General features: G+C 61.6%; 25 protein-coding genes. 15 read left to right on the forward strand and 10 right to left on the reverse strand.

The features are described from left to right. The first annotated feature begins 253 nt into the window (after positions 1 to 253). From EOL86_03745 to EOL86_03780, 8 genes are all read left to right on the forward strand, one after another. Positions 254 to 2,338: a methyl-accepting chemotaxis protein gene (locus tag EOL86_03745; protein NCD24694.1), complete on the forward strand. Its 2,085-nt coding sequence runs from the start codon at positions 254 to 256 to the stop codon at positions 2,336 to 2,338. Positions 2,339 to 2,598: 260 nt separating this feature from the next. Then, positions 2,599 to 3,084 (forward strand): DUF134 domain-containing protein, encoded by a 486-nt coding sequence (locus EOL86_03750; GenBank protein NCD24695.1) that lies wholly within the window; start codon positions 2,599 to 2,601, stop codon positions 3,082 to 3,084. Positions 3,085 to 3,219: 135 nt separating this feature from the next. Continuing rightward, positions 3,220 to 3,912 carry a DUF134 domain-containing protein gene (locus EOL86_03755; GenBank protein ID NCD24696.1) on the forward strand — a complete coding sequence of 231 codons (693 nt, stop codon included), beginning with the start codon at positions 3,220 to 3,222 and terminating at the stop codon, positions 3,910 to 3,912. A 10-nt stretch (positions 3,913 to 3,922) separates the two neighbouring features. Beyond that, a complete protein-coding gene (locus EOL86_03760; GenBank protein NCD24697.1) occupies positions 3,923 to 4,792 on the forward strand; it encodes a (4Fe-4S)-binding protein in 870 nt (289 codons plus the stop codon). Continuing rightward, positions 4,785 to 5,657 carry a 4Fe-4S dicluster domain-containing protein gene (locus EOL86_03765; GenBank protein NCD24698.1) on the forward strand — a complete coding sequence of 291 codons (873 nt, stop codon included), beginning with the start codon at positions 4,785 to 4,787 and terminating at the stop codon, positions 5,655 to 5,657. The genes EOL86_03760 and EOL86_03765 overlap by 8 nt, the downstream gene beginning before the upstream one ends. Positions 5,658 to 5,677: 20 nt before the next feature. Continuing rightward, the gene (locus tag EOL86_03770; GenBank protein NCD24699.1) at positions 5,678 to 6,055 is read left to right on the forward strand and encodes a dinitrogenase iron-molybdenum cofactor biosynthesis protein; all 378 of its coding nucleotides are present in this window, start codon (positions 5,678 to 5,680) and stop codon (positions 6,053 to 6,055) included. Between the two features lie 67 nt (positions 6,056 to 6,122). Continuing rightward, complete coding sequence (locus tag EOL86_03775) at positions 6,123 to 6,482, forward strand: hypothetical protein (GenBank protein NCD24700.1); 360 nt, start codon at positions 6,123 to 6,125, stop codon at positions 6,480 to 6,482. A 37-nt stretch (positions 6,483 to 6,519) separates the two neighbouring features. Beyond that, positions 6,520 to 7,209 (forward strand): hypothetical protein, encoded by a 690-nt coding sequence (locus EOL86_03780; protein NCD24701.1) that lies wholly within the window; start codon positions 6,520 to 6,522, stop codon positions 7,207 to 7,209. A gap of 223 nt (positions 7,210 to 7,432) precedes the next feature. Here EOL86_03780 and EOL86_03785 read toward each other — a convergent pair whose 3' ends face one another. The 10 genes from EOL86_03785 to EOL86_03830 are packed head-to-tail and all read right to left on the reverse strand — an operon-like array spanning position 7,433 to position 15,121. Continuing rightward, positions 7,433 to 7,852 carry a response regulator gene (locus tag EOL86_03785; GenBank protein ID NCD24702.1) on the reverse strand — a complete coding sequence of 140 codons (420 nt, stop codon included), beginning with the start codon at positions 7,850 to 7,852 and terminating at the stop codon, positions 7,433 to 7,435. Between the two features lie 24 nt (positions 7,853 to 7,876). Next, positions 7,877 to 9,001 (reverse strand): hybrid sensor histidine kinase/response regulator, encoded by a 1,125-nt coding sequence (locus EOL86_03790; protein ID NCD24703.1) that lies wholly within the window; start codon positions 8,999 to 9,001, stop codon positions 7,877 to 7,879. Between the two features lie 7 nt (positions 9,002 to 9,008). Next, positions 9,009 to 9,377, reverse strand: coding sequence for a response regulator (locus EOL86_03795; protein ID NCD24704.1), 369 nt, complete (start codon positions 9,375 to 9,377; stop codon positions 9,009 to 9,011). A 9-nt stretch (positions 9,378 to 9,386) separates the two neighbouring features. Continuing rightward, the gene (locus EOL86_03800) at positions 9,387 to 10,013 is read right to left on the reverse strand and encodes a hypothetical protein (protein ID NCD24705.1); all 627 of its coding nucleotides are present in this window, start codon (positions 10,011 to 10,013) and stop codon (positions 9,387 to 9,389) included. Beyond that, positions 10,006 to 10,398, reverse strand: a complete 393-nt coding sequence (locus EOL86_03805; GenBank protein NCD24706.1) for a response regulator — start codon at positions 10,396 to 10,398, stop codon at positions 10,006 to 10,008. Before EOL86_03805 ends, EOL86_03800 begins: the two co-directional genes overlap by 8 nt. Before the next feature lies 1 nt (position 10,399). Beyond that, entirely contained in the window at positions 10,400 to 12,112 is a 1,713-nt protein-coding gene (locus EOL86_03810) for a two-component sensor histidine kinase (protein NCD24707.1), read from the reverse strand. Then, positions 12,109 to 12,462 carry a dinitrogenase iron-molybdenum cofactor biosynthesis protein gene (locus EOL86_03815; GenBank protein NCD24708.1) on the reverse strand — a complete coding sequence of 118 codons (354 nt, stop codon included), beginning with the start codon at positions 12,460 to 12,462 and terminating at the stop codon, positions 12,109 to 12,111. Before EOL86_03815 ends, EOL86_03810 begins: the two co-directional genes overlap by 4 nt. Before the next feature lie 11 nt (positions 12,463 to 12,473). Beyond that, a complete protein-coding gene (locus EOL86_03820) occupies positions 12,474 to 13,694 on the reverse strand; it encodes a PAS domain S-box protein (protein ID NCD24709.1) in 1,221 nt (406 codons plus the stop codon). Positions 13,695 to 13,705: 11 nt separating this feature from the next. After that, positions 13,706 to 14,125, reverse strand: coding sequence for a DUF1634 domain-containing protein (locus EOL86_03825; GenBank protein NCD24710.1), 420 nt, complete (start codon positions 14,123 to 14,125; stop codon positions 13,706 to 13,708). A gap of 27 nt (positions 14,126 to 14,152) precedes the next feature. Then, on the reverse strand, positions 14,153 to 15,121 hold the full coding sequence (locus EOL86_03830; protein ID NCD24711.1) for a sulfite exporter TauE/SafE family protein: 969 nt from the start codon (positions 15,119 to 15,121) through the stop codon (positions 14,153 to 14,155). 301 nt (positions 15,122 to 15,422) lie between these two features. Here EOL86_03830 and EOL86_03835 point away from each other — a divergent pair, with 301 nt between their 5' ends. The 7 genes from EOL86_03835 to EOL86_03865 form a co-directional block, all read left to right on the forward strand. Beyond that, positions 15,423 to 16,484 carry a sigma-54-dependent Fis family transcriptional regulator gene (locus EOL86_03835; GenBank protein NCD24712.1) on the forward strand — a complete coding sequence of 354 codons (1,062 nt, stop codon included), beginning with the start codon at positions 15,423 to 15,425 and terminating at the stop codon, positions 16,482 to 16,484. Positions 16,485 to 16,690: 206 nt separating this feature from the next. Continuing rightward, entirely contained in the window at positions 16,691 to 17,626 is a 936-nt protein-coding gene (locus EOL86_03840) for a TonB family protein (GenBank protein ID NCD24713.1), read from the forward strand. 58 nt (positions 17,627 to 17,684) lie between these two features. Beyond that, a complete protein-coding gene (locus EOL86_03845) occupies positions 17,685 to 18,779 on the forward strand; it encodes an iron ABC transporter substrate-binding protein (protein ID NCD24714.1) in 1,095 nt (364 codons plus the stop codon). Further along, on the forward strand, positions 18,779 to 19,846 hold the full coding sequence (locus EOL86_03850; protein ID NCD24715.1) for an iron ABC transporter permease: 1,068 nt from the start codon (positions 18,779 to 18,781) through the stop codon (positions 19,844 to 19,846). The genes EOL86_03845 and EOL86_03850 overlap by 1 nt, the downstream gene beginning before the upstream one ends. Continuing rightward, complete coding sequence (locus EOL86_03855) at positions 19,843 to 20,598, forward strand: ABC transporter ATP-binding protein (protein ID NCD24716.1); 756 nt, start codon at positions 19,843 to 19,845, stop codon at positions 20,596 to 20,598. Before EOL86_03850 ends, EOL86_03855 begins: the two co-directional genes overlap by 4 nt. An 11-nt stretch (positions 20,599 to 20,609) precedes the next feature. After that, entirely contained in the window at positions 20,610 to 21,221 is a 612-nt protein-coding gene (locus tag EOL86_03860) for a formylmethanofuran dehydrogenase (GenBank protein NCD24717.1), read from the forward strand. 145 nt (positions 21,222 to 21,366) lie between these two features. Further along, the coding region (locus EOL86_03865) for a TonB-dependent receptor (protein ID NCD24718.1) at positions 21,367 to 23,741 on the forward strand (2,375 nt) is incomplete at its 3' end.

Genomic DNA, 23,741 nt, shown 5'->3' on the forward strand with positions numbered 1-23,741 from the left:
TTCTAGAGTTGGAACAGAATAAGGTTTGTTAATAAAAGAAGTGGAGTCATTGAAATGACTCCACTTCTTTTGTTTTATCGGGGCGCATGCCCGTGGCCCGGACTGGCCGTCGGAATCAAGTGCCTTGAGCTATTTTGTCCGCCCGACGCCCCGACGCTTGTCGTCCCGCCAAAAACAATGTTATTTGAAAGTTGTGGAAAACGGCCCGGAATGCGTGTGAAACGTTTTGAAACAAATCAGGAGGGGGAACGCGGTGACGATAAAAGTGAAGCTGATTCTGGCGGTGGTTGGAAGTGTCGTGGTCTCCATTCTTGGCCTTTCGGGCGTGGTCGTGGTCAATATCAACGAATACGCCCGAAACGATTTTGATCAAAGTTCGGCCACGGAGCTCCATTTGGTTCAGAATTACGTCGATCAGTTTATCTCCGAAACCACGCGCAATGTCGAAGGCATAAGTTCTTCGGATTCGGCCCGGGGCAGTCGTGGTTTTTTGCCGGTGTACACGGACGCGACCTCGGAGGGCATTGCCAAGCGCGAGGATTTGGACCCTCGGGCGCGTGGACTCTTTGATGTGTTGGTCGCCATGCAGAAATCCCATCCCAGCTATGACGCCTTTTTTTTGGGCTTTGACGACGGCGGCATGCTGTTGGTGCCCGAATCTCCCCTGCCTCCAGGCTATGACCCGCGCATTCGTCCCTGGTACACGGAAGCCATGGCCTCGGACCAGGATTCCATTTTGACCAAGGCCTATTTGTCCACGACAAAGGAAGTGGTGGCCTCCATCGTGTCCAAGGTCCGCGACAATGGCGGCGTTGTCGGGGCCATGGGCATCGATATCAATCTGTCCTCGTTAACCGCTGTCTTGGCGGATTTGCGGATCGGCCAGAGCGGATATTTGATGGTCATGGAAGCGGACGGCACCATTCTTTCCGATCCCCGTCACGAGCAGTTTTATTTCAAGAAAGCATCGGAAACCGGTGAGCCCGCCTTGGAGGCCCTGGCCGCGATGACCGAAGGGGTGACGTCGTTGACGCTTGATGGAACCCGGCGTCTGGCCAGGATACAGGTATCGGAAAAAACAGGATGGAAGATCGCCCTGATCATGGACGAGGACGAGATTTTTTCCTCGGCGCGGAGCGTGGTGCGTCTGATCGCGTTGCTGGGTCTGGTGTTGGGAGCGCTGTTGGCGGGATTGGGCGTGTTCTTGGCCCGGGGTATCGCGCGGCCCATCGGCCTTTTGGCGGACGCGGCTGCGGAGGTGGCCCAGGGGCGGTACGATGCCGTTCCGGAAGAAAGGAAATTTTCCGGGGAGCTGCTGGTGTTGAATCGGGCCATGCGAGCCATGGTCGATGGCTTGGCCCGCAATATCACGCTGGCGGAAAGCAAGAGCCAGGAGGCCGCGGAACAGACCCGCAAGGCCGAAATCGCGTTACGGGAAGCCGAAGAGGCCCGGATTCACGCCGAACAGGCCAAGCAGGCGGGAATGCTGCACGCCGCGGGTCAGCTGGAAGGTATCGTCGGCAGCGCCACGTCCGCCACGCATGAGCTCAACGCCCAAATCGAGGCATCCAGCCAGGGCGCTGATTTGCAGCGGGAACGCACCACGGAGGCGGCCACGGCCATGGAGCAGATGAATGCCTCGGTGCTCGAAGTCGCCAAGAATGCCTCCCAGGCCGCGGAGAACGCGGAAGTGGCCCGGGACAAGGCCGTGGAAGGGTTTAGCGTGGTCGATAGCGTCATCTCCTCCATTTCCAAGGTACGCCAGGAGACGGAGCGCATGGAGGCCGGTCTGGGACGTTTGGGAGCCCAGGCCGACGATATCGGCGTCATTATCAATGTTATCGACGATATCGCCGACCAGACCAACCTGTTGGCGCTCAACGCGGCCATCGAGGCGGCCCGGGCCGGGGATGCGGGCCGAGGCTTCGCGGTGGTGGCGGACGAGGTCCGGAAACTGGCGGAAAAAACCATGTCGGCCACCAAGCAGGTCGGCGAGGCCATCACGGCCATTCAGTCCGGCACCCGGGATAATATCTCCGGCATGGCCACGGCCGCGAGCCATGTCCAAGAAAGCACCACCCTGGCCAACGCCGCGGGCGAGGCCCTACGGGTCATCAAGGACATCGTGGAAACCACCGCCGATCAGGTCCGCAATATTGCCACGGCTTCGGAAGAACAGTCGGCTGCTTCCGAGGAGATTACCCGTAGCACGGAAGAGGTGAACCGAATCGCGGCCGAGACGGCCGTGGCCATGACCCAATCCGCGCAGGCCATGGCCGATTTGGCAAAAACCGTCGAACGCCTGCAGCAGGTGATTCAAGAACTTAAGTCTTCATGACGCATATCGCCTAGGGCGTTCCGAGCCGGGGACATTTCAGGGGGACGACACCAAACAGTGTCGTCCCCCTGCATTTTGCGAATCATGGCACGGGCTGCATGTCGCCGCGCGGGGCCAGGGCGCGGGCGAGGGCGCGGGCGGGGCTTTCTGGTGTGTTTTTACGTGACCATGGCGTGGTCGGCCGGAATTGTCCAAGGGGGCCCTTGACGCAGTCCGAGGGTAGGCTTATTTTGAACATAATTTCAAAACAAGGATGGTCTATGGGGAGAAGAAGGAAGTGTAGATTCGTGGCCGGATTGCCCGTGGCCACCGTGTTCAAGCCCCAGGGCGTGCCACTGGGACGACTCAACGGATTGGTCTTGGGCGTGGATGGTTACGAGGCCTTGCGTCTGGTCGACGCCGAGGGGCTGACCCAGGAAGCGGCGGCCATGGCCATGGGCGTGTCCCGGCCAACCTTATGCCGTATCCTTGGCGAGGCCAGGACCCAAGTTGCCCGGGCCCTGACCCGGGGGTGGGTCATTCGGATCGAGACGGATCTGCCTGAAATCGCGAACCCGGACATCATAACCGTTCCGTGCTCCGGTCCAGAACTGGACCGCGTCATGGAACATCAAGGAGGACTGTCATGCCAGGACGTGGACAGGGTGGAAGAGGCGGCTGCGGCCAGGGAATGGGCGGTGGACAAGGACGTGGACAGGGAATGGGCGGCGGGTGCCGAGGTCGGAGGACCGGAGCCGGGGCAGTGACTCCGGGTTCTGGCGCCGGCTTGGGACGCGCCCGGCGCGATGGGTCGTGCCTGACGGACGAAGATTCCAAGCAGCCGCTCGTTGACAGCGGAAAGGCCGAGGCATAAATGCTCATTTGAGCAAAACGGAGGAGCAGTGCCACGACCCAGAAAATGTCGCCGTATCGAGGGGTGCCCCAGGGCGTCCTATTTCAAGCCCCAGGGTATCCCCTTGACCGAATTGGTGGAAACCTACCTGTCCATGGACGGGTTCGAAGCCTTGCGCCTAGCTGATTACCATGGTCTGACCATGGAAGAGGGCGCGACGCGCATGCAGGTTTCCCGCCACACCTTCGGGCGCATTCTGGCGGACGCCAGGGGGACCGTGGCCCGTGCTCTTGTCGAAGGATTGGCCCTGCACATCGCTCACGATGCGCACCGCCCGTGTATGCAACTGTATCCGGACCGTGTTGCGGCCCGCGCCAAGGAGCTTTGTATGACGAAGATAGCTATCACCAGTGAAGGCCCGAAATTGACGGACCGTGTCGATCCACGTTTTGGACGGGCCGCCGGCTTTGTCGTTGTCGACGTGGACACCATGGAATCGACCTATATCGACAACGGAAGCTCCCAGAGCCTGTCCCACGGTGCCGGTATTCAAGCCGCGGAAAACATCATCAATGCCGGGGCGTCCGTGCTGCTGACAGGCAGTGTCGGCCCCAAGGCTTTTTCCGCCTTGAAGGGCGGCGGGGTGAGGATTGGCCACAACCTGAACGGCATGACCGTGGGCGAGGCGGTGGAAGCATTCAAGGCGGGCAAGGTTCAATACACCGAATCCCCCAACCGGTAAGGGGGCGGCCATGATCGTAGCGGTTGCCAGCGGCAAGGGTGGTACGGGCAAGACAACGGTCACGGCCTCCCTGGCCGTGACGTGGTCCCGGCCAGTCCTGGCCGTGGATTTGGATGTGGAAGAGCCTAATTTGCATTTGTTTTTGAAACCGGAAATCACCTCGACCGAAGTCGTGCCCCTGGAAGTGCCCGTCGTTGACGAGTCCAAATGCACGTATTGCCGTAAATGCTCGGAATTGTGCCAATTCAAGGCCATTTCCGTCATGGGCCAGGTGATCATGACCTTCCCGGAAATGTGTCACGGCTGCGGCGGGTGCATGGCCATTTGCCCGGAAGGCGCCATTGGCGTTGGCACACGGGAATTGGGTGTCATGGAACAGGGGATGAGCCGGGAGACAATCCCGTGCCTGACCGGTCGGCTGCGCGTGGGCGAGGCCATGAGCCCGCCGCTGATGCGTTTTGTGCGTGGCCGCATGCGGGCCCAGGCGGCGCAAACCGGCTCGGACGTGATTATCGACGCCCCTCCCGGCGTCAGTTGCCCGGCCATGAGCGCGGTGGCCGACAGCGATGTCATCATTCTGGTCACGGAGCCGACGCCCTTTGGTTTTCATGATTTCAAGCTGGCCTGGGAGGCGTTCTCGCCTTTTGAAAAGCCCATGACCGTGATCATCAACCGGGCTGGCCTGGGGGACGACCGCGTCTATGGATTTTGCGCGGAGCACAATCTGCCCATCCTGGCCGAGATTCCGTATCGTCGTGAAATCGCGGAGCATTATTCCAAGGGCCTGATTCTGGCCGAACTGGCGGAAGATTTGTCCGAGCGTTTCGCGAAGGTGGGCCAGGAGGTACGGCGGTTGGCCTCGGAGGTGAGTCATGCGTGAAGTTGTGGTGATCAGCGGCAAGGGCGGCACGGGCAAGACCTCGCTGACGGCGGCCTTTGCCCATCTGGCTGAAAACAAGGTTGTTTGTGATCTGGACGTCGATGCTCCGGATTTGCATCTGTTGCTCAACCCGACCGTGACGCGGGCGGAAGAATTTATTTCCGGACATGAAGCGGTCATCGATCCCGAAAAATGCACCGGATGCGGCATCTGCGCCTCCATGTGCCGCTACGATGCCATCGACGCGGTTGACGGCGTGTACCGGGTCGATCCCCTGCGCTGCGAGGGATGCAAGGTGTGCGTGGCTTTTTGTCCGGTGGAGGCCATCGATTTTCCGGCCCGCCATTGCGGGCAATGGTACATGAGCGAGACCCGGTTTGGCCCCATGGTCCACGCCCAGCTTTTCCCTGGGCAGGAAAACTCCGGGTTGCTTGTTTCCCGCTTGAAAAAGGAAGCCCGGGCCTTCGCCGAGGCCAAGGGGCTCGACCTTATTCTCTGCGACGGCGCGCCGGGCATTGGTTGCCCGGTTATCGCATCCTTGTCCCAGACGGACTTGGCCGTGGTCGTGACCGAGCCCACCCCGTCCGGGGTGCACGATCTGGAGCGGGTCGCCAGCCTGTGCGGGCATTTTCGGACCAAGGTCGCGGTGGTGGTCAACAAATATGATCTTAATCCGGACCAAACGCATCGGATAGAAGCGTTGTGCCGTGAAAAAGGATATACGCTGGCCGCGCTGCTGCCCCACGACACGATCGTGACCGAGGCCATGGTGCGGCGCTTGGCCGTGACCGAGCTGGAAAACACCGACTTTGGCCGCTTGACGCGCGAGGCCTGGGCGACCATCACAGCTCTTTTGAATGCATAAGATTGGAACAAGGAGAAAACATGGAAAAGGCAAGAATAGCGGTCCCCTCGGCTTTGCCTGGAGGACTTGAGGCGCAGGTCGGCGCGCATTTCGGGCACTGCGACCTGTACACCATCATCGATATCGAAAACGATGCCGTGGCCAAGGTCAGCACCCTGCCCAACGTGCCGCACGAGCAGGGCGGCTGCATGGCCCCGGTGCAGTATCTGGCCGACAATGGCGTCAATTTGCTCATTGCCGGCGGCATGGGCATGCGGCCCCTCATGGGCTTCAATCAGGTTGGCATCGATGTTTTTTACGGCGCGGACGCACCCAGCGTCGGCATTGCCGTGGACGCCCTGCTCAAAGGCGCGTTGACCCGCTTCACCCAGGAATACACCTGCGGTGGCGGACGCTAGACATCCTCAGACATCCTCATCGGCCGACCGGGCCCGTGGCGGTCGGTTTTTTTCCAAGGAGAACGCAATGCGCGTGGCAATTCTGAGCAACCGTCGGGACGCCCTGGGTGATTTCGCCCAGGGGCTGGAGGCGGACGTGGACTGGATCGAAAACCCGACCGACATCCTGGGCCAGGCCGCTTCCGGAGCATGGCAGCTCGTCGTGGTCGACGCCATGCGGTCGGATTTGTCCTACAAATCTTTCTTGATGGATTTGTTGGGCAAGAACGCCATGCTCAATTCCGTGGTCATCACGGACATGGACGAAGAGGCCTTTCATGAAGACAGCGAGGGACTTGGCGTGCTGTGCGCCGTGCCTGCCCAGCCCGGCCGGGTTCATGGTGAACAGGCCATGAAAACCCTGCGGCGGATTTTGGGCCTTGGCTGATTCGGGCTTGGTGTGTTCGTGAGAGAAAGGGCGACCAATGGTCGCCCTTTTTTTTGGGGCGCCATTGAAGGTCTGGTCTTCCGGGAAGAGGCAGGATAGGCCCTGGCCCCCAGGGATACCCATGGACCGGGACCCGATGCACATCAATCAGGGGATTGTCTTCATGACGCGTTTTGTTGTTCGAGGGTTGTGGTTCGCGGTGATGTTCGTGGCCCTGTCCGGTTCGTGTTGGGCCTGGACGGCCAAGGTCGTGGGTATTTCCGATGGCGACACCCTCACGGTCCTGCGTTCCGGTCGGGAGCAGGTCAAGATCCGGCTTTATGGCATCGACGCCCCGGAGTCGGATCAGCCCCATGGGCAGGCGTCGCGCAAGCATCTTTCGTCCTTGGTGTTTGGGAAGAACGTGGATGTCTTGGTGGTGTCCACGGATCGTTATGGCCGGACCGTGGCCCGCATTCATGTCAAGGGCAGGGATGTGAACGCGGCCCAGATTCAGGACGGATACGCCTGGTTGTACCGGGCTTATTGCAAGACGCGGATTTGCACCGCATGGGCCGTGCTCGAGTCCCGGGCCCGGGCGGATCGAAAGGGATTGTGGGCGGACGACGAGCCGGTCGCGCCCTGGAAATGGCGCAAGGCTGGCAAGAAAGCCCGTTCCTGGATCGACGATCTCATCGAACTGGAGCGTTTGGCGCGGCGCATTCTGCGCTTGATTTCTTCGTGGTAGGCTTGATGCACGCGAATAAGCAAAGCGGCCCGTCACCGGGCCGCTTTGCTTATTTTCAGGGTGAAACATTTTTTTGAAAAGACGTGGACGACTTGGCCGCGAATTTTCGCGACGGTGAAAAATCCCCCCGCTTATCGCGAGCGACCGCCGGGCGCGCGGCACCGGAACACCCGGTCCGGACGGACCCGCTTTTCCCCGAATGCCGAAGCCGTGGCTGGGGGCTTTAGTTGTATTCGTTCATGGCCGCATCGGCGTACGCATCCTCGAGCACCTTGCGCAGCCGGAAAGCACCTTCGATCATTGGCGCCAGCTTGGGCAGCCCGTCGATCTTGTCCACGTAGCTGAAGGCGCCCATGACCTCGGCCAGGCGCCGGGTCTCGTCGCTGCCGTGGCCGGTGAAGAGCACGACCTGGATTTTGGCGTTGATCTCCTTGATCCGCTTCAGGGTTTCGATGCCGTCGATACCGGGCATTTCGATGTCCAGAACCACGACATCATAGCTTTTCTTCTTGATCATGCCCAGGGCCTCGTCGCCGGAATGGGCGATGTCCGGGGTGACGCCATACAGAATGTTGAGGCGGTCGGCGAGGATGCGGCACAGGTCCTGTTCGTCGTCCACGATCAATAGTTTCATCTTGTTCATTGAAGCCTCCTTGGTCAGCACTGGTCAGGCCAGATGCTTGTCGTTGTGTGCGGTGCGTGCCGCCGTGTCCAGAGGAACGCGGATCGTGAATTCCGACCCGGCTCCGGGCGTGGCGCGCACGGAAATTTCTCCTCCCATGGCCTCGACAATACCATGGCAGATGGCCAGCCCCAGTCCAATGCCCTTGCCCACCTCCTTGGTGGAAAAGAACGGTTCGAAAATCTTGGGCAGCACATGGGCCTCGATCCCGCAGCCCGTGTCGGCAACGCTCACGAGCACGGCGTCCTTGTCCAGCGTGGCCGAGATGCGCAATTCCCCCCCCTCGTGCTCCATGGCGTCCAGGGCATTGTCGACAAGGTTGGACAAAACCTGTTCCCATTCGGAGCGCGGCGAACCCAGCTTGGGGAGATCCGGCGGCATGTCCACCACGGCGCGGACGGACAGTCCCTCCAACCGGGCCTGACGCTCCTTCAGGACGGCCCGGACCAGTTCGGCCAGATCCGTGTCCGCGACCCTGGTGTCCAGCGAACAGCGCAACGTCAGGAGTTTGGCCGTGATGGCCTTGCAGCGCCTTGCCTGTTCCTGAATCCGCTTCACGGCCGCGCGTAGCTCGGCATGGTGCGGATTGTCGCGGAGATCGGGCTCGTCGAGCAGATCCGAGATCCATCCGGCCTCGTTGAGCATGACGTGCATGGGGTTGTTGATTTCATGTCCCACGCCCTTGGCCATCTCGCCCAGGGCGGCCAATTTGGCGGTTTCGGCCATGCGCTGCCGGGCCAGACGTTCCGCCCGGCGTTCGTCGGCCTCGCCAATGGCGCCCAGGACCTCGTCGATGTCCGCCGGTTTGAGCAAATAGTCCCTGGCGCCGAGTTTCATGCCGGCCACGGCCGTGGTCAGGGCGGAATCGGCCGTGAGCAGGACGACTTCGGTGCGCGGGCTTTGGGCCTTGATGCGCTCCAGGGTTTCCAGGCCGTTCATGCCGGGCATGTTGATGTCCAGCAGGACCACTTCCGGTCGGTGTTCCCGGACCATCTCCAGGGCCTGGGTTCCGTTGTAGGCGGCCTGGGCCTGCACGCCCCTGGCCGCGAGACGTTCGGTCAGGACATCGGCGAAATCCCGCTCGTCATCGACAACCAACACGCTGACCATGGAATCCTCAATCCCGCTTGAGGACGGATTTGATGCTCGACAACAGCGTGTCGATTTCCAGGGGCTTGCTCAGAAACAGGCTCGCGCCCAGATCCATGCACATGGCCAGATCCTGTTCCGAGCCGTGGCCGCTCAGGATGATCACCGGCAGGTCCGACCACCGCGCCTGGATATGACGGAGGACTTCCGCGCCGCTCATGCCCGGCATGCGCAGATCCAGGATCACGATGTCCGGCTTTTCGGCCTCGATCAGGTCCAGCCCGGCCTGGCCGTTCAGGGCCACCCTGGGGACGAACCCCCGAAGCTCCATGCGTTCGGCCAGCGTGGTCACGAACGCTTCCTCGTCGTCGATGAGCAGTACGTTGATGGGCTCCATGGCAACGTCCTAGGTCAATGCCGGAAATACAAGGTTCAGTTCCCGTCCCTGGAGGACAACCCTGTCCGGGCCGAGCAAAAGACGCGGATGGTCCAGGGCCGCCACATCCGGGGCCGCGGCGGCCGGAGCCGTGACGCGGACGATGCGATCGGAGCCGGCCTTGGCCACGGTCACGGCGACGGCCTGGTTGTGCGTCGGTCCGCTCGTCGCCCAGTACAGTCCGTGGTACACGGACATGAGTACGTTCAGGGCGCCGGTGCGCACGGGCTGGGCCTCTGTCGGTGGCGTGAACGCGACCTCGCTGCCCCGCAGTCGGGCCATGCGTTCCGAGAGTTGGACGCCGATGGTGGAATACACGGCCAGGTCGCAGCTTTCGAGCAGATCGTCGTCCGGAGCATGGGCCAGGCGGCTCGTGGCATGAAGCAGGGACTTGCCACGGTGGACCTGGGAAAAAATGTGTCCCAGCGTGCTTTCCATCTTGGGGCGGTGCTTGAAGTCAACCTTGGCGTTGACTTTCAGAATGTCGCCCAGAAGTCCGGCCGATTCATGGATAATGGCCAGGATGTTCTGCATCTCGTGCATGCTCTGGGCCGTGATCAGGCCCATGAATTTGGCGTCTCGGGAAATTTCAGGCACGTCGTGTTCCTTGTCCGGCGTGGACGGCTTCGTTCATGGTCTGAATGAGCTCTTCCAGGTCCAGGGGCTTCATCAGATAGGCAAAGGCGCCGTGACGCATGCCCTCGATCCCGTCGCGGGTCTTGCCCTGGCCGGTGAGCAGAATGACCTGGACGGCCGGATGCTCCTCGCGAACCCGTTGCAGGACTTCGATTCCCTTCATGCCCGGCATCATCATGTCCAAAACCATGATCCGGGGCTCGTTTTCGGCCACGGCCTTCAAGGCGGACTGGCCATCATGGGTGACGCGGGCGTCGATACCCCGCAATTCCAGGCGTTCGGCCAGGGTGGTGATGAAATCCACCTCGTCGTCCACGAGCAGTACGTTCCAATCCTTGGTGTCCATGTTATCCTTCCTGGGAGTTCTTGGGGAGCAGGATGGTGATCGTGGTCCCCTCGTTCAGCTTGCTTGTGACCTCGATTTCTCCGCCCAGCCGCTTGATGATGCCGTAGGTGATGGACATGCCCAGGCCCGTGCCCTTTTCCTTCTTGGTGGAGAAAAAGGGCTCGAACATGTGCTTGCGGGTTTCCTCGCTCATGCCGCAGCCGTTGTCCTCGACCGAGACGGCGATGTAGCCTCCGTCCATGTCGCGGGAGGACAGGACGATCCGGCCGCCATCGTTGACGGCGGCCAGGGCGTTGTTGAGAATGTTCAGGAAAACCTGTTGGATCTGACCGTGGTCCGAGGGGATCATGGGCAGGTTCTCGGCCAATTCGGTCCGCACTTCGACATTGCGGTACTGGGCCTCGCGTTCCAGGAAGCCCAGGGTCTCGATGAGGACGGTGTTCACGTCCAGGGCTTCGATTTTCACGTCCATGCGCTTGGCGAAGCCGAGCATGCGGTGGGTGATGCTCTTGCAGCGGTCCACGGAGCGCAGAATGGCGTCGATCTGCTTCTCGAACCGGGCCTTGTCCGGAAAGTCCGCGTGGAGGTTGAGCAGGTCGCGCATGAGGCCGGTTTTTTCGTTGATGATGGCCAGGGGATTGTTGATTTCGTGGGCCACGCCGGCGGCCAGACGGCCGATGGAGGACAGCTTTTGCGAGTGTTCCATCTGATGAATCGCCCCCAGGCGCTGTTCGTCGCTTTCCTGCAACCGCTTGATCAGGGTGCCGGTCAGACGGGACACGGCCGTGAAGATGGCGACGACGCTGGTCAGGAAAATGACGAGCAGATCGGCGCGGATGGCGTACCAGGTGCTCAAGACCGACGGCTTGGGCTTGATGCCGACCAAGACGAAATCCGAGTTGGCCACGGCGGCCGAAGCCAGAAAGATATCGTCGCCGTTGTTGTCCTGGATGACACGGACATTGGATTCAAGGTTGATGGAGGGCAGGGCGAAGGGCAGGGCGCTTAAAATTTTGCCGTGGAGGTGGGATTCGGTCTGGAGCACTCCGGCCCGGTTGATCAGGAATGCGTCGCTGCCCGGCTCCAAGCCCATGGCCGAGATGATGCGGTCGAAATGCATGGTGTCCAGGGTGGCGCGCAGGGTCCAGGACCGTCCGCTTTCGGCGACATGGCGCACGGCGATGGCCACGTGGGGAAATTTGCGGAAACCAAGAAAGACGTCGCTGACATAGGTCCCCTTGAATTGCACCTGTTGGAACCAGATCTGCTCCGAATAATTGCGGCCCTTGAGGTCATAGGGGCCGGAATAGCTGAGTTGGTTGCCCTTGTCGTCGATGAGGCCCAGGTCCACGAAACCTGGAAATTCGCGGCGCATGACTTGGAAGATCCGGGCCAGGTTGGCGTCGTCGGACAGCTCCTCGAAGCTGTAGGCCGAGGCGATGAAGCTCACGGCCGACGTCCGTTCGGTCAGGAAGAGTTCAAAGGAATGCTTGGCCTTGCCGACCAGGGCCCGGAGCGGTGCCTGGATCTCGGCGGCCAGGGAGGTCTGGTGCTCGTAGTAGTTGATCCCGGCCAGGGCCAGCAGCGGCAGGATGGTCACCAGGGCCATGAGGAACACGATTTTGCGCCGCAAAACCTGGTAAAGATCGCCGGTGGCCATGTCGTCCCGGACATCGGCGGTGTCGTTGGCGAGGGGGGATGTCTGGTCGTTCATGCCAACTCCCCGAAGCGCGGATAAAGGATGTCGCCCTCGTGCAGGGTATTGACGGTCAGCCGAGGCAGGACCTCGTCCAGGGGGCCGGCCACGAAGTCAATGATTTCGATCCGCTTGAGGCGCAGGTAATGGTAGTACTCGTCCTCGATGGCGCCACAGACGATGGTCCCGATATCCCGGGAGAGAGCCAAATCGCACAGCTCGTCTCCCGAGGCGCGGGCCAGGAGAAAGGATTTGCGGCGCATGATGTCCCCGCTTTCGGTGATGGTCATGAGCAGTGCCTCGGTGGCCATATCGAAGCGGGGCGCGATTTCGTCCTTGGCGATGGTGATGAGTACGCGGCGGTCCATGGCGAAAACTCCTATCCGTTTTTTCGGGGGGATTTACGCCCTGCCTGGGTGCGCGGGGTTGGTCCAGCGTCCCGCAGGCCGGGCAGGTGCCCTGGCAGATGCTCGACGAGGATGGTGTCCCCGGTGCAGACCATGACCGCGAATTCCATGATATTCTTGAGTTCCCGCACGTTTCCGGGAAAGTCATGGGCGCAGACCAGGCTCAGGGCGTCTGGGCTGATGCCGATGATACTCTTTTTGAATCGGGCCGCATAGTGATTCAGAAAGTGGTGGAGCAAAAAGCCCAGATCCTCCCCTCTGTCCTTGAGCCGGGGCAGGTGCAGGCGGATGGCCGAGATGCGGTGGAAAAGATCCTCGCGCAGGCGGCCATCGCGGACCAGTTTTTCCGGGGATTCGGTGGAGGACAGCATGAGGCGCGCGGCCACCCGCGTCGGCCGCGTCGCGCCCACCGGCGCGATGGTGCCCTCGTCCAGAAATCGAACCAGACGCGCTTGTTGGGCCGGGGGAAGGTCCGCGATCTCCGAGAGGTACAGCGAGCCTCCCTGGGCCTGTTGGAACCGGCCTGGCTTGATTTCTTCCGAGCCGTCGATGGCGCGCCCGAAGAGCTCGGCGTCGAGCATTTCCGACGGCATGGGACCGCAGCTGAAGCGGACAAAGGGCTCCCGCGACCGGGGCGAGGCCTTGTGAATGGATTCGGCCAGGAGATCCTTGCCGGTGCCGGTTTCGCCGGTGATGAGCACGGGGGCGTCGTGCTGGGCGATGACCGGCACCAACCGGAGGAGCTTTTCCATGGCCTGGCCGCGGCCGATGATCTGACCCGGCCCCGATGTTTGGGACAGACGGGCTTCCAGTTCCCGCAGGGTGGTCAGATCCTCGACCACGTCCAGAATGCAGACCGGATTGTTCTTGCCGTCGACAACACGAACCGGGGTGATGCGGACCGGGATCTTGCGGCGATGACGGTTGATGCAATCGGTTTCGATGCCGGTGTCCGGCAGTTTTTCGGCCCGATGCGGGCAGTTGTGCACGCACGCCCGGCTGTGCAGAACATGCTGGCAGGGCAGGCCGCGAACCTCGTCCCGGGAAAAGCCGGTCAGGGCTTCCAGGGCCTTGTTGAGCATGAGCACATGTCCCTCGCCGTCGAGCAGCGCCACGCCCATGGGCAGGCCGTCGAGCAGAGCCGGTATGTTCGGGCAGTCGGCACCGATGAGTTCTTCAAGCCGCTTCACCACGGACGTGCTCCTTAGTGACCGCCGCTGCCAAAGATGCCCGATGCCGCCACGCAAAGCACGATGACTTCGAGTGCCGCGATGATGGCAAAGGGCAGGTCTTTCTTTTTGAGATAGGCAAATACGAGCGGGATGTAGGCGACGACGGTCAAGCTGGCCAGGAGCGCGATGCCCACGAAGTTGAGGAAATCACCTTTGGACAGCAGGGTCGCCCAACCCCAGCCGACGGGCACATTGTTTTTCGAGAGATATTCCTGCACGGGATGGGACCATGATTGGGTGACGATTTCCGTGGGAACGTAAGGGGCCAGGATGCCAAAAACATAGAGGCAATACGTGATCAGCATGAGCGCGAGCCCGCTCCAACACCCATAGAAGAGGATATTGGCGTAGGCGACCTGTTCCGCGGGGGCATTTGTGTCCGATCTGTTCATAGCGGTACTCCTTGAATTCTGATAAAGTTAGAAACCCAGTCCCTTGAGCAGGGCCTTGCCGCCCGAGAAGGCCAGCACGCCGATGACCATGTAGCGGATAAAGGTCGGCTTGGCCTTGGCCAGCAGCCGGACGCCGACAAAGGAGCCCATCATGAGGCCGATGATGGAGGGAATGGCCATGAGCGGGATGACGCAGCCCTGATTGAGGTACACCCAGGCGGCGGAAGTGTCGGTGATGGACAGCAGGAACTTGCTGGTGCCCACGGCAACCTTGAGCGGGGCGCCCATGAGCAGGTTTAGGACGGGTACGTTGGCCCACCCCGCTCCCAGTCCGAACATACCGGCCATCAAGCCGATGATGACGAACAGCATCAGGCCGGGGATGGTGCGATGGGTCTTCCATTCGATGACTTCACCGGTGGCGGGTTCGATATACGCGCCGTTCATGCCCAGGGCCAGACTCAGAGCGTCCTGTTTGGCGACAACGGGACGGGCCGTGTTCTTGGATGTCAGGAGCAGCCCCGCGATGAAGATGATGGTGCCGCCCAAGCAGATCTGAATGACATCGGCGGGCAGGGCCAAGCCAAGGAAGGCTCCCACGATGGAACAGATCGAGGCGATCAGTGCCACGGGCAGGGCCAGGCGCAGGCTGGCCAGATTGCGCTTGAGCAGGCCCGGGCCGGCGGCCAGGGCTCCGGCCAGGGCCACCAGCAATCCGGTGCCACGGACGAAGTCCAGGTGGAAAGGAAAGAATCCGCTGACGAGGGGTACGAATAAAACCGCGCCGCCAACTCCGGCCAGCACGGCGATGATGCCCATGACAAAACAGAAAAAAAGCAAAATGGTGGGCCAGGCCCACCAGGGCATGGTCGATGAGCCACCAGTTGCCTCGGCCATCTGTTTGGCTGCCTCCTGGGCGATGTTGGTGTCGTTGTTTGCCCAAGCCAGGGTGGCCACCAGGAGAACCGCCAATCCGGCCCCTCCAAGAATCCGCATCCATGTCGTATTCAGTTTCATTCGAGTTTCGCTCCCAGTTCCTTTGCACGTTGCCGTGGAGTTTGGTTTCAGCCTTGCGATGCACAGCGCATCCCTAACGATGGGCATTTAAAGGCAAGTACCGTGCCAGATGCAAGGCACGGTGAATCGCGGATTGACGGCGCATGGCTGGTTGCGTAATCGGCAAATTGTTGCCGGTTCCGGCAAGATAGTGCCTTTTTTCTCAAAGTCTGGCGCGGATGTGGTCCGGAGCCGGGCGGCAATGGATGGATCATGCCGGGCAAGGGGCGGGAGTCGGTTGATGACGGAAAAAGACGGCGTGCGGACTGGCCGGAAAAAGACCGGCAAAAAAATTCCCAATGTTCCAGAAGAACGGGAAATCGAGGTCCTGGAGCTGGGCACCGAGGACGGTCTTGGAAAATTTGTTTTTCAGTCCAAGGCTATGCGTGATTTATACCGTCTGGCCATGCAGGTCGCCGGCGCCGACGCGACTATTCTGGTCTACGGCGAATCCGGTACCGGCAAGGAGCTGTTCGCCCGCTTGGTGCACCAGTTGTCCGGCCGGCGGACCCGTCCCTTCGTGCCCGTCAACTGTGGCGTGCTCAAGGGCGAGCTGTTCGCGGACAAGTTTTTCGGCCACGAGGCCGGCGCGTTTACCGGCGCCCAGCGGCCGCGCAAGGGCAGTTTCGAACTGGCCGCCGACGGCACCCTGTTTTTGGATGAAGTGGGCGAGATTCCGCCGCCCAACCAGGTCGATTTCCTGCGGGTGCTGGAGGAAAAGACCTTTCGCCGCCTGGGCGGGGAAAAGACGTTGTCCTTCGCCGCCCGCATCGTGGCCGCGACCAACCGGTTGCTGCCCAAAATGGTCGGCGCCGGGGAATTTCGGGCCGATCTGTATTACCGCCTGAACGTGGTCCCCGTGACCCTGCCGCCCCTGCGCGAACGGCCCGACGACATCCCTCCCCTGGCCGAGTATTTTCTGGCCATGTATCGCCATCGCTACCACAAGCCCGATGTCCATCTGGCTCCGGCCACCCTGGGCGCCCTGTGCGAGTATCCCTGGCCCGGCAACGTGCGCGAACTGCGCAACCTGACCGAGCGCCTGGTTCTTCTTTCCGCCGAACCCTGTATCGAACCCTCCCATTTGCCCCTGGAGATGCGCCTGGCCACGGGCCTTCCCACCACGGACAGCCAGCGTGGCGTCATGACCTTGGCGGCGGCCGCGCGTCAGGCCGAAGTGGCGGCCATTGTCCGCGCCTGGAACGAGGCCGAGGGCAGCAAGGCCAGACTGGCCGAACTGCTGGGCGTCAGCCCCCGGACCCTGCGGTACAAACTGGCCGAGTACGAGCTTAAGCTGGTCTGAATTCCGGCCCTGGATTCGTTGCGGCAAAATTTTGCCGCGCACTGTCCGGGCATGGTCGCGCGGGTTTTCGAGTGACACAAAATCTGAATTGATAACATAAAGAAAATATACTAAGGGCTTCGGTCAGCGAATTTTGTGACTCTTTCAGTCGATCGAGATGTGTCCCGCGTTTTTTTCAGACCAAACGACGTGGGTAGGGAGTGCTGGTGTTTGCTGTCCCCGATCCAATCAACCTTGACGAGCCGGAGCATGAACTCTGCCATGGGCCCTTGCCGCCCGTGCCCGATTGGTCCGGTTTGATCGACGCGCCGGAGAACGGTCGTGGGTCGTGGCGTTTTCCGTGCGCCGGCCTGTCGCTGATGCTGCACGCCGGACTCGTTGTCCTGGCTCTTTCCATGGCCCTGGCCAGGCCCATGCCCCGGCCGGCGGTTCGTATTTCCCTGCTTCCCCCGATCAACGCCCCTGGTGGGAACGTGGCACCACCTGCCGTTGTTCCGGCGCGGATCGCGTCGACCGCCCCGGTTCCGCCCGTTCCGGCCACCCCGACGGCGCCCAGGCCGGCTGTCCGCTCCGCGCTGGCGCCGGAGAAACGCTCCGCGCCAAAATCAGCCCGGCGCGTGAATCGCTCCGGGCCAGTCCGGATCGCGCCCAGGGAAACACCCACGCCCGCGCGGTCCACGTCCGTCACGCCTGCCCCGTCCACGCCCGACGTTTTCGCGACGCCTTCGCCGGGAATCGCGTCCCAAGGTCGGAATCCGGTCGGGGATGGTTCCGTGGCCTCGGTCCCGCCTCGCGTTACGGACCACGGATCGTCTGGCGGGAGTCGTCCCGGCGAGATCGGGACGGGACCCGTCCAGGCCAATTTTGGCGAGGCCGACGGCCCGCGCTTCGTGCGCCGCGTCTTGCCCGAATATCCAGCACTGGCCCGGCGCAAGGGGCGGGAAGGGCGTGTCGTGCTGCGGGTGACCATCGGAAGCGAGGGCGAGCTCAAGGATGTCCGGATCGTGGAGGGCGGCGGGCATGGCTTCGCGGATGCGGCCCTGGCCGCCGTTCGGGCGTCGAGCTATGCGCCGGCACGGCGGAACGGGCATCGCGTGGAGTGCTCGGCGTTGCTGCCCATTCGTTTTTCCTTGAAGAGTTGAGATGTTGTCTTTTGGTGGCCGATTATTTTCGCACACCCGGAAACCGAGGGAGGAGCGCATGCCGCGCACGATGCTGTGTCTGTTTTTGCTGATTCTGGCTCCGGTTCTGGCCCAGGCCCGGACCGTGACCGACGCCATGGGCCGCGCCGTGGAGATTCCGGACCGGGTGGAGCGGGTCATCTGTTCCGGCTCGGGCTGTCTGCGCCTGCTGGCCTACCTTCAGGCCCAGGATCTGGTCGTGGCCGTGGATGACATCGAAACCAAGCGCAACCAGTTCGACGCCCGTCCCTATGCTCTGGCCAGTCCCCGGCTCAAGACCATGCCTATTTTCGGACAGTTCCGGGGGCAGGACAACCCCGAGCTGATTTTAAGCCTTGATCCCCAGCCCCAGGTCATCTTCAAGACCTACGCCGGCATGGGGCACGATCCCGAGGAATTGCAGGCCAAGACCGGCCTGCCGGTGGTGGTGCTGGACGCGGGTGATCTGGGGGCGGGGCGCGAGCGGTTCAACGCGGCCCTGCGCCTCATGGGCGCTGTTGTCGGCAAGAGCGAGCGGGCCGGGGCGCTCATCTCTTATTTCGACGCGGCCATCGCCGACCTGGCCGGCCGCACCCGCGACATCCCGGACGACAAACGTCCCTCCGCCTACCTGGGCGGAGTGGCCTACAAGGGGCCGCATGGGTTTCAGTCCACCGAGCCGACCTATCCGCCCTTCGCCTTTGTCGGTGCCCGCAATCTGGCCCATGATCAGGGCGGGGCGGGCAAGGATCTGAGCAACACGGACGTGGCCAAGGAACAGATCGTGGCCTGGAATCCGGAATTTTTGTTCGTCGATCTGTCCACCCTGCAGATGGGCGAGGCCGCCGGTGGGCTCTTCGAGCTGCGCGCGGACCCGGCCTACGCCACGCTTACGGCGGTCCGCGAGGGTCGGGTTTTCGGCGTGCTGCCCTACAACTGGTACGCCCAGAATTACGAATCCATCCTGGCCAACGCGTATTTCATCGGCAAGACGCTGTATCCGGATCGCTTCGCGGACATCGACCCCGTGGCCAAGGCCGATCAGATCTACGGATTTGTCGTGGGCAAGCCGGTTTTCGGAGCCATGAACCAGACCTTTGGCGATCTCGTCTTTACCCGGCTCAAGGTGCGCTGATGCACGCCGATCACGGCCATGTGCCCGAGGAATATCGTCGTTATCTGGGCTGGAAGTTTCTGATCATCGCCGTGGCCGGACTGGCCTTGCTCCTGGCCCTGGTGCTGTCGTTGGGGCTGGGCGCGGCCAAGGTTCCCGTGGCCGATGTCCTGGCCAGCCTGACCGGGTTGGGCGCCTCGCCCCGCGTGGACGCCATCGTGCGCGGCATCCGCCTGCCCCAGGCCCTGGCGGCCGTGGTCGCCGGCGGCGGCCTGGCCGTGGCCGGCGCGGTCATGCAGGCTATCTTGCGCAATCCGCTGGGGTCGCCGTTCACCCTGGGCATTTCCCATGCCGCCGCTTTTGGCGCGGCTTTCTCGGTCATGGTGCTGGGGTCCGGGCTCATGACCTCGGGCCAGCGGGCCGTGACCATCGTCGAGCCCTATGTCACCACCCTGGCCGCCTTCGTGGCCAGCCTGGGCGCCTCGGCCGTGATCATCGCCATTTCCAGGCTGCGCGGAGCCCGGCCCGAAACCATGGTCCTGACCGGCGTCGCCCTGGGCGCGCTGTTCACCGCCGCGACCATGTTCCTGCAATACTTCGCCACGGACGTGCAGCTGGCGGCCATGGTCTTTTGGACCTTTGGCGACACGGCCAGGGCATCCTGGTCCGAGCTGGGCATGATGACCGCCACCACCGCACCCTGTTTTCTCTATTTCTGGGCCAAAAGTTGGGACTACAACGCCATGGACGCCGGCGACGAGACCGCCCGGGGCCTTGGCGTGCGCGTGGAACGCGAACGCATGGTCGGCATGTTCCTGGCCAGTCTGGTCACGGCCGTGCTCATCGCCTTTCTGGGGATCATCGGTTTTGTCGGACTGGTCATCCCGCACATGTTCCGGCGCGTCATCGGCGCGGATCATCGTTTTTTGCTGCCCGCGTCCCTGGTGGGCGGGGCGCTGTTGCTGCTGATTTCGGACACGGCGGCCCGTCTGGCCCTCAAGCCGCATCTGCTGCCGGTGTCGGTCCTGACCGCGTTTCTGGGCGCGCCGACCTTTTTGTACCTTATCATCCGGGGGCGGCGGCCATGATGCTTTCTGTTTGCAACGTGCATTTCACCTACAACAGCCATCCGGTCTTGGCGGATATCGATTTTTGTCTGCGCCGAGGCGAGCTGCTGGCCATTCTCGGCCCCAACGGCGTTGGCAAGACCACGCTTCTCAAATGCATGAACGCCATGCTCCGTCCGACCCTGGGCTCGATTCTGATCGACGAGCACGATATCCTGAGTCTGTCTCCGCCGCATATCGCCCGCGACATCGGCTATGTCTCCCAGAAATGCGAGGTCTCGCGCCTGACGGTTTTCGACGCCGTGCTCATGGGCCGCATTCCGCACATCCGCTGGCGCGCCGGCGAAGCCGATCTGACCAAGACCGACGCCGTCATCCACACCCTGGGCCTGTCCGGTCTGGCCATGCGCTACATCGACACCTTGAGCGGTGGCGAGCTGCAAAAGGTGTCCATTGCCCGCGCCCTGGTCCAGGAACCGTCGCTGTTGTTGCTGGACGAGCCGACCAGTGCCCTGGATCTCAGGAACCAGGTCGAGATCATGGCCCTCATCCGCCGCGTGGTGGACGAGCACCATATCGCGGCGGTCATGACCATGCACGACCTGAACATGGCCCTGCGCCACGCCGACCAGACCATTTTTTTGAAAAACGGGACCATCCACGCCCTGGCCGAGCCCGACGCGGTCACACCCGAGACCATCGAGCAGGTCTACGGCCTGCCGGTGCGCATCCACCGTATCGACGGCCAACCCGTGGTTTTGCCCCAAAACTGAAGGAGACCCTCATGTCCTGCCAAATACCCGAAGACCGTATCAACGCCACCATCGCCTTTCACGGCCACAGCTGTCCCGGTCTGGCCATCGGTATCCGCGCCGCCGAATTGGCCCTGAGTACCCTTGATCATCCCACGGATTCAGAAATTGTCGCCGTGGCCGAGACCGACATGTGTGGCGTGGACGCCATTCAGTTTTTGACCGGCGCGACCGTGGGCAAGGGGAATTTTATTCATCGTGATCATGGTAAAATGGCGTTTTCGTTTTTCCATCGCGGCACGGGAAAAGGGTTTCGCGCTGTTCTGCGGCCACGGGCCAGGGGCAGCATCGATGGGGAGATGAATGTACTGATGCGTAAGGTTTATGGTGCCGATGCCACGGACGAGGAGCGCGAACGTTTGACCGTGTTGCGCCAGGATATCCAGGATCGGTATATGTCTTTGCCGTTGGAGGAGCTGTTCGATGTGACGGAACTTGAGGATGGTCTGCCTCGGCCGCCCAAGATTTTGCAGAGTCTTGTTTGTGAACATTGCGGGGAGATGACCATGGAATCGCGTACCCGGCGCTTTGCCGGTCAGACTCTGTGCATTCCGTGTTTTTCCAAGGTCGAACAGAAGATTTAAGGAAAAGGTATTGGGCGTGGGGCGCTGCCCCACGTCCCGCCAGGGGCGCGACCCCTGGACCCGTTTCGGGCGAGGGTGCTCGTTTTTTTGGCCCGTGGGCCGGAATGGCAACCGCGTCGTTTTGTGGCCAGGAAATCGAGGGGCCATGTGCACGCAATCCGTGACGCCTCGTGACGGCGCGGTCAGGGCCGCGCATGGCCAAATCGCGGCCAAAAAAGGCACGAATTTTTATTTCGTGTTCTTTTGGGCGAATAATTTTTGGATGAGTTGGCAAAACTGGCGCTTGCCAGGAGCTCACGAACTAGCGCCGCTTTGTGGCGCGCAACATTTTGGGGGATTACCAATGCTTCGTTTCGCCGTGCTTGTTGTTTGTCTGCTTTGCGCATCACCCGGATGGGCGGAAGAACCCGTCAACGCCACGACCATGGACGAGATGCTCGTTGTCGGAGAAAAATTTGTCGCCCCCACCAAGCAGGCCAACGAGCAGGTCTATACGGGTACGGAAATCACCGCCAGCGGTCTCGCGCTGTCTGGAACCAAGGCCGAAACCAGTGTCTACGAGGCCATGGACATGTTGCCGGGATTCCAGTGTGAAAGCGTCGATCCCCTGGGCCTGGCCGCCGAGCAGAAAAATACCCGAGTGCGCGGGGTGCGCGGCTTCCTGGGCTCCATGACTGTCGAGGGCGTGCCCAATTGGGGCGGCAATCCCATGGGACCGCGTGAATATATTTACGACATGGAGAATTTCGAGAGTCTGGCCGTATACAAGGGCGCCATCCCAGCCGCCCTGGGCACGGGCGTGGGCGCGCGCGGCGGCGCCGTGGAATTGCGTCCGCAATGGCCCGAGGAAGAGTGGGGCCTTGATCTGGACGCAAGCGTCGGCGGCAACGCCTACAACCGCGTCTATTCCCGCGTGGACACGGGCAACCTTTGGGTGACGGATACGGCCATGAGTCTTTCGGCGTCCCAAACCAACGCCGACAAATGGAAAGGCCCCGGTGACCTGGGACCACGCACCAACGTCAATTTCATGATTTCCCAGCCGTATCACGACGAGGACAAGATCCAGCTCTGGTTCAACTACAACGAGGTCGAGCAGGATCTGTATCGCGCCCTGAATTACGCCCAGGTCGAGGATCTGCACGGCAACTACCGTACCGATTTTTCCGAGAGTCTGACCGGAACCAAGGGCAAGGACATCCATTACTATAAAAACAATCGCTCCGAGCACCAGAACACGGACCTCATGGCCGTGATTCCCTTTACCTTCAACGAGATGGTCTCGGCCTCCATCAAGCCGTATTATTCCAAGGAAGACGCGGAGGTGTATCAGGGCGTGACGTCGCAGGGCGGGGTGATTCAGAAGCGCATCCGCGATATCGAGCGTTTTGGCCTGCTGTCCCAGGTTGACGTGGACATGGATATGGTCCGGCTGTCCGTGGGACATCTGTTCGAATCCTCGGACATGGTCATCGCCACGGAGTTGTACGACCCAAGCACCGGCGCTTTTCGGGGCCACGGCATGCAGGTCGAGAACGACGACAACGGCTATGTGAACAGTCCCTTTCTCAGTCTGGCCGGAACGTTGGGCGCGTTCGACTGGCAGGCCGGACTCAAGTATTTCCGCTATGATGAACCGGGCAGCGAGGGCTATGTGTCCAAGGCTCCGGCCTATATCCTGACCCAGGCCGAGGATTTGTCCCGAGACGCGAAGGTGCACGATGTCTGGCTGCCCTCGGTCGGGGTGAGCTATTCCATTTCGGACATGTTCCAGCCCTACGCCAGCTATGGCCGCAGCCATATCCGGCCGTATTCCTATATGCCGATCATCAATCTTTACAACCAGAACCGGGCCACGTTCCAGGCCGCCGGCGTGACCCTGGGCGAGATGTTCGATGGGTACGAAATGGAGACATCCGACAATTTCGAACTGGGGCTGCGTGTCCATCACGACTGGTTTGATATCACTCCGGCCGTGTTTTACTCCAAGCACCAGCACCTGCTGACCACCGTGCATGATGCCCGCGTGGGCCTTGATTATCAGCAGAACGTCGGTGATGCCACGGGCATTGGATTCGAGATCGAGAGCAATTTTTATCTGACCGACGACCTGACCTTGTTCGTCAATCCGACCTACACCACGCTGACGTATGACGACGATCTGACCTACCAGGGCACGACCATGGATACCGAGGGCGAGCAGGTCGTGGACACGCCGGAATGGATGGTCAAGGCCGGGCTGGTTTGGAAATACAAGGGGTTCGAGGTGGTCCCGTCCGTGCGCTATCTGGGCGAGCGTTACGGCGACGCCGAACACAAGGAGCGTGTCGATGACTACGTGGTCGCCGACCTGGGTGTGCATTATCGCTACGAGGACGCCTCTTTTGCCGATGCCCTGAAGATTTCGCTCAATCTCTACAACCTGTTCGACACCGAGTACGTGTCCATGATCAGTGCTTCCGACGACGCCCAGTCCGGCAAGGCCGGCTATTACGTGGGCGCGCCGCTCACGGCCGTTTT

It is taken from the genome of Deltaproteobacteria bacterium (genome assembly GCA_009930495.1).
GTDB lineage: Bacteria > Desulfobacterota > Desulfovibrionia > Desulfovibrionales > Desulfomicrobiaceae > Desulfomicrobium.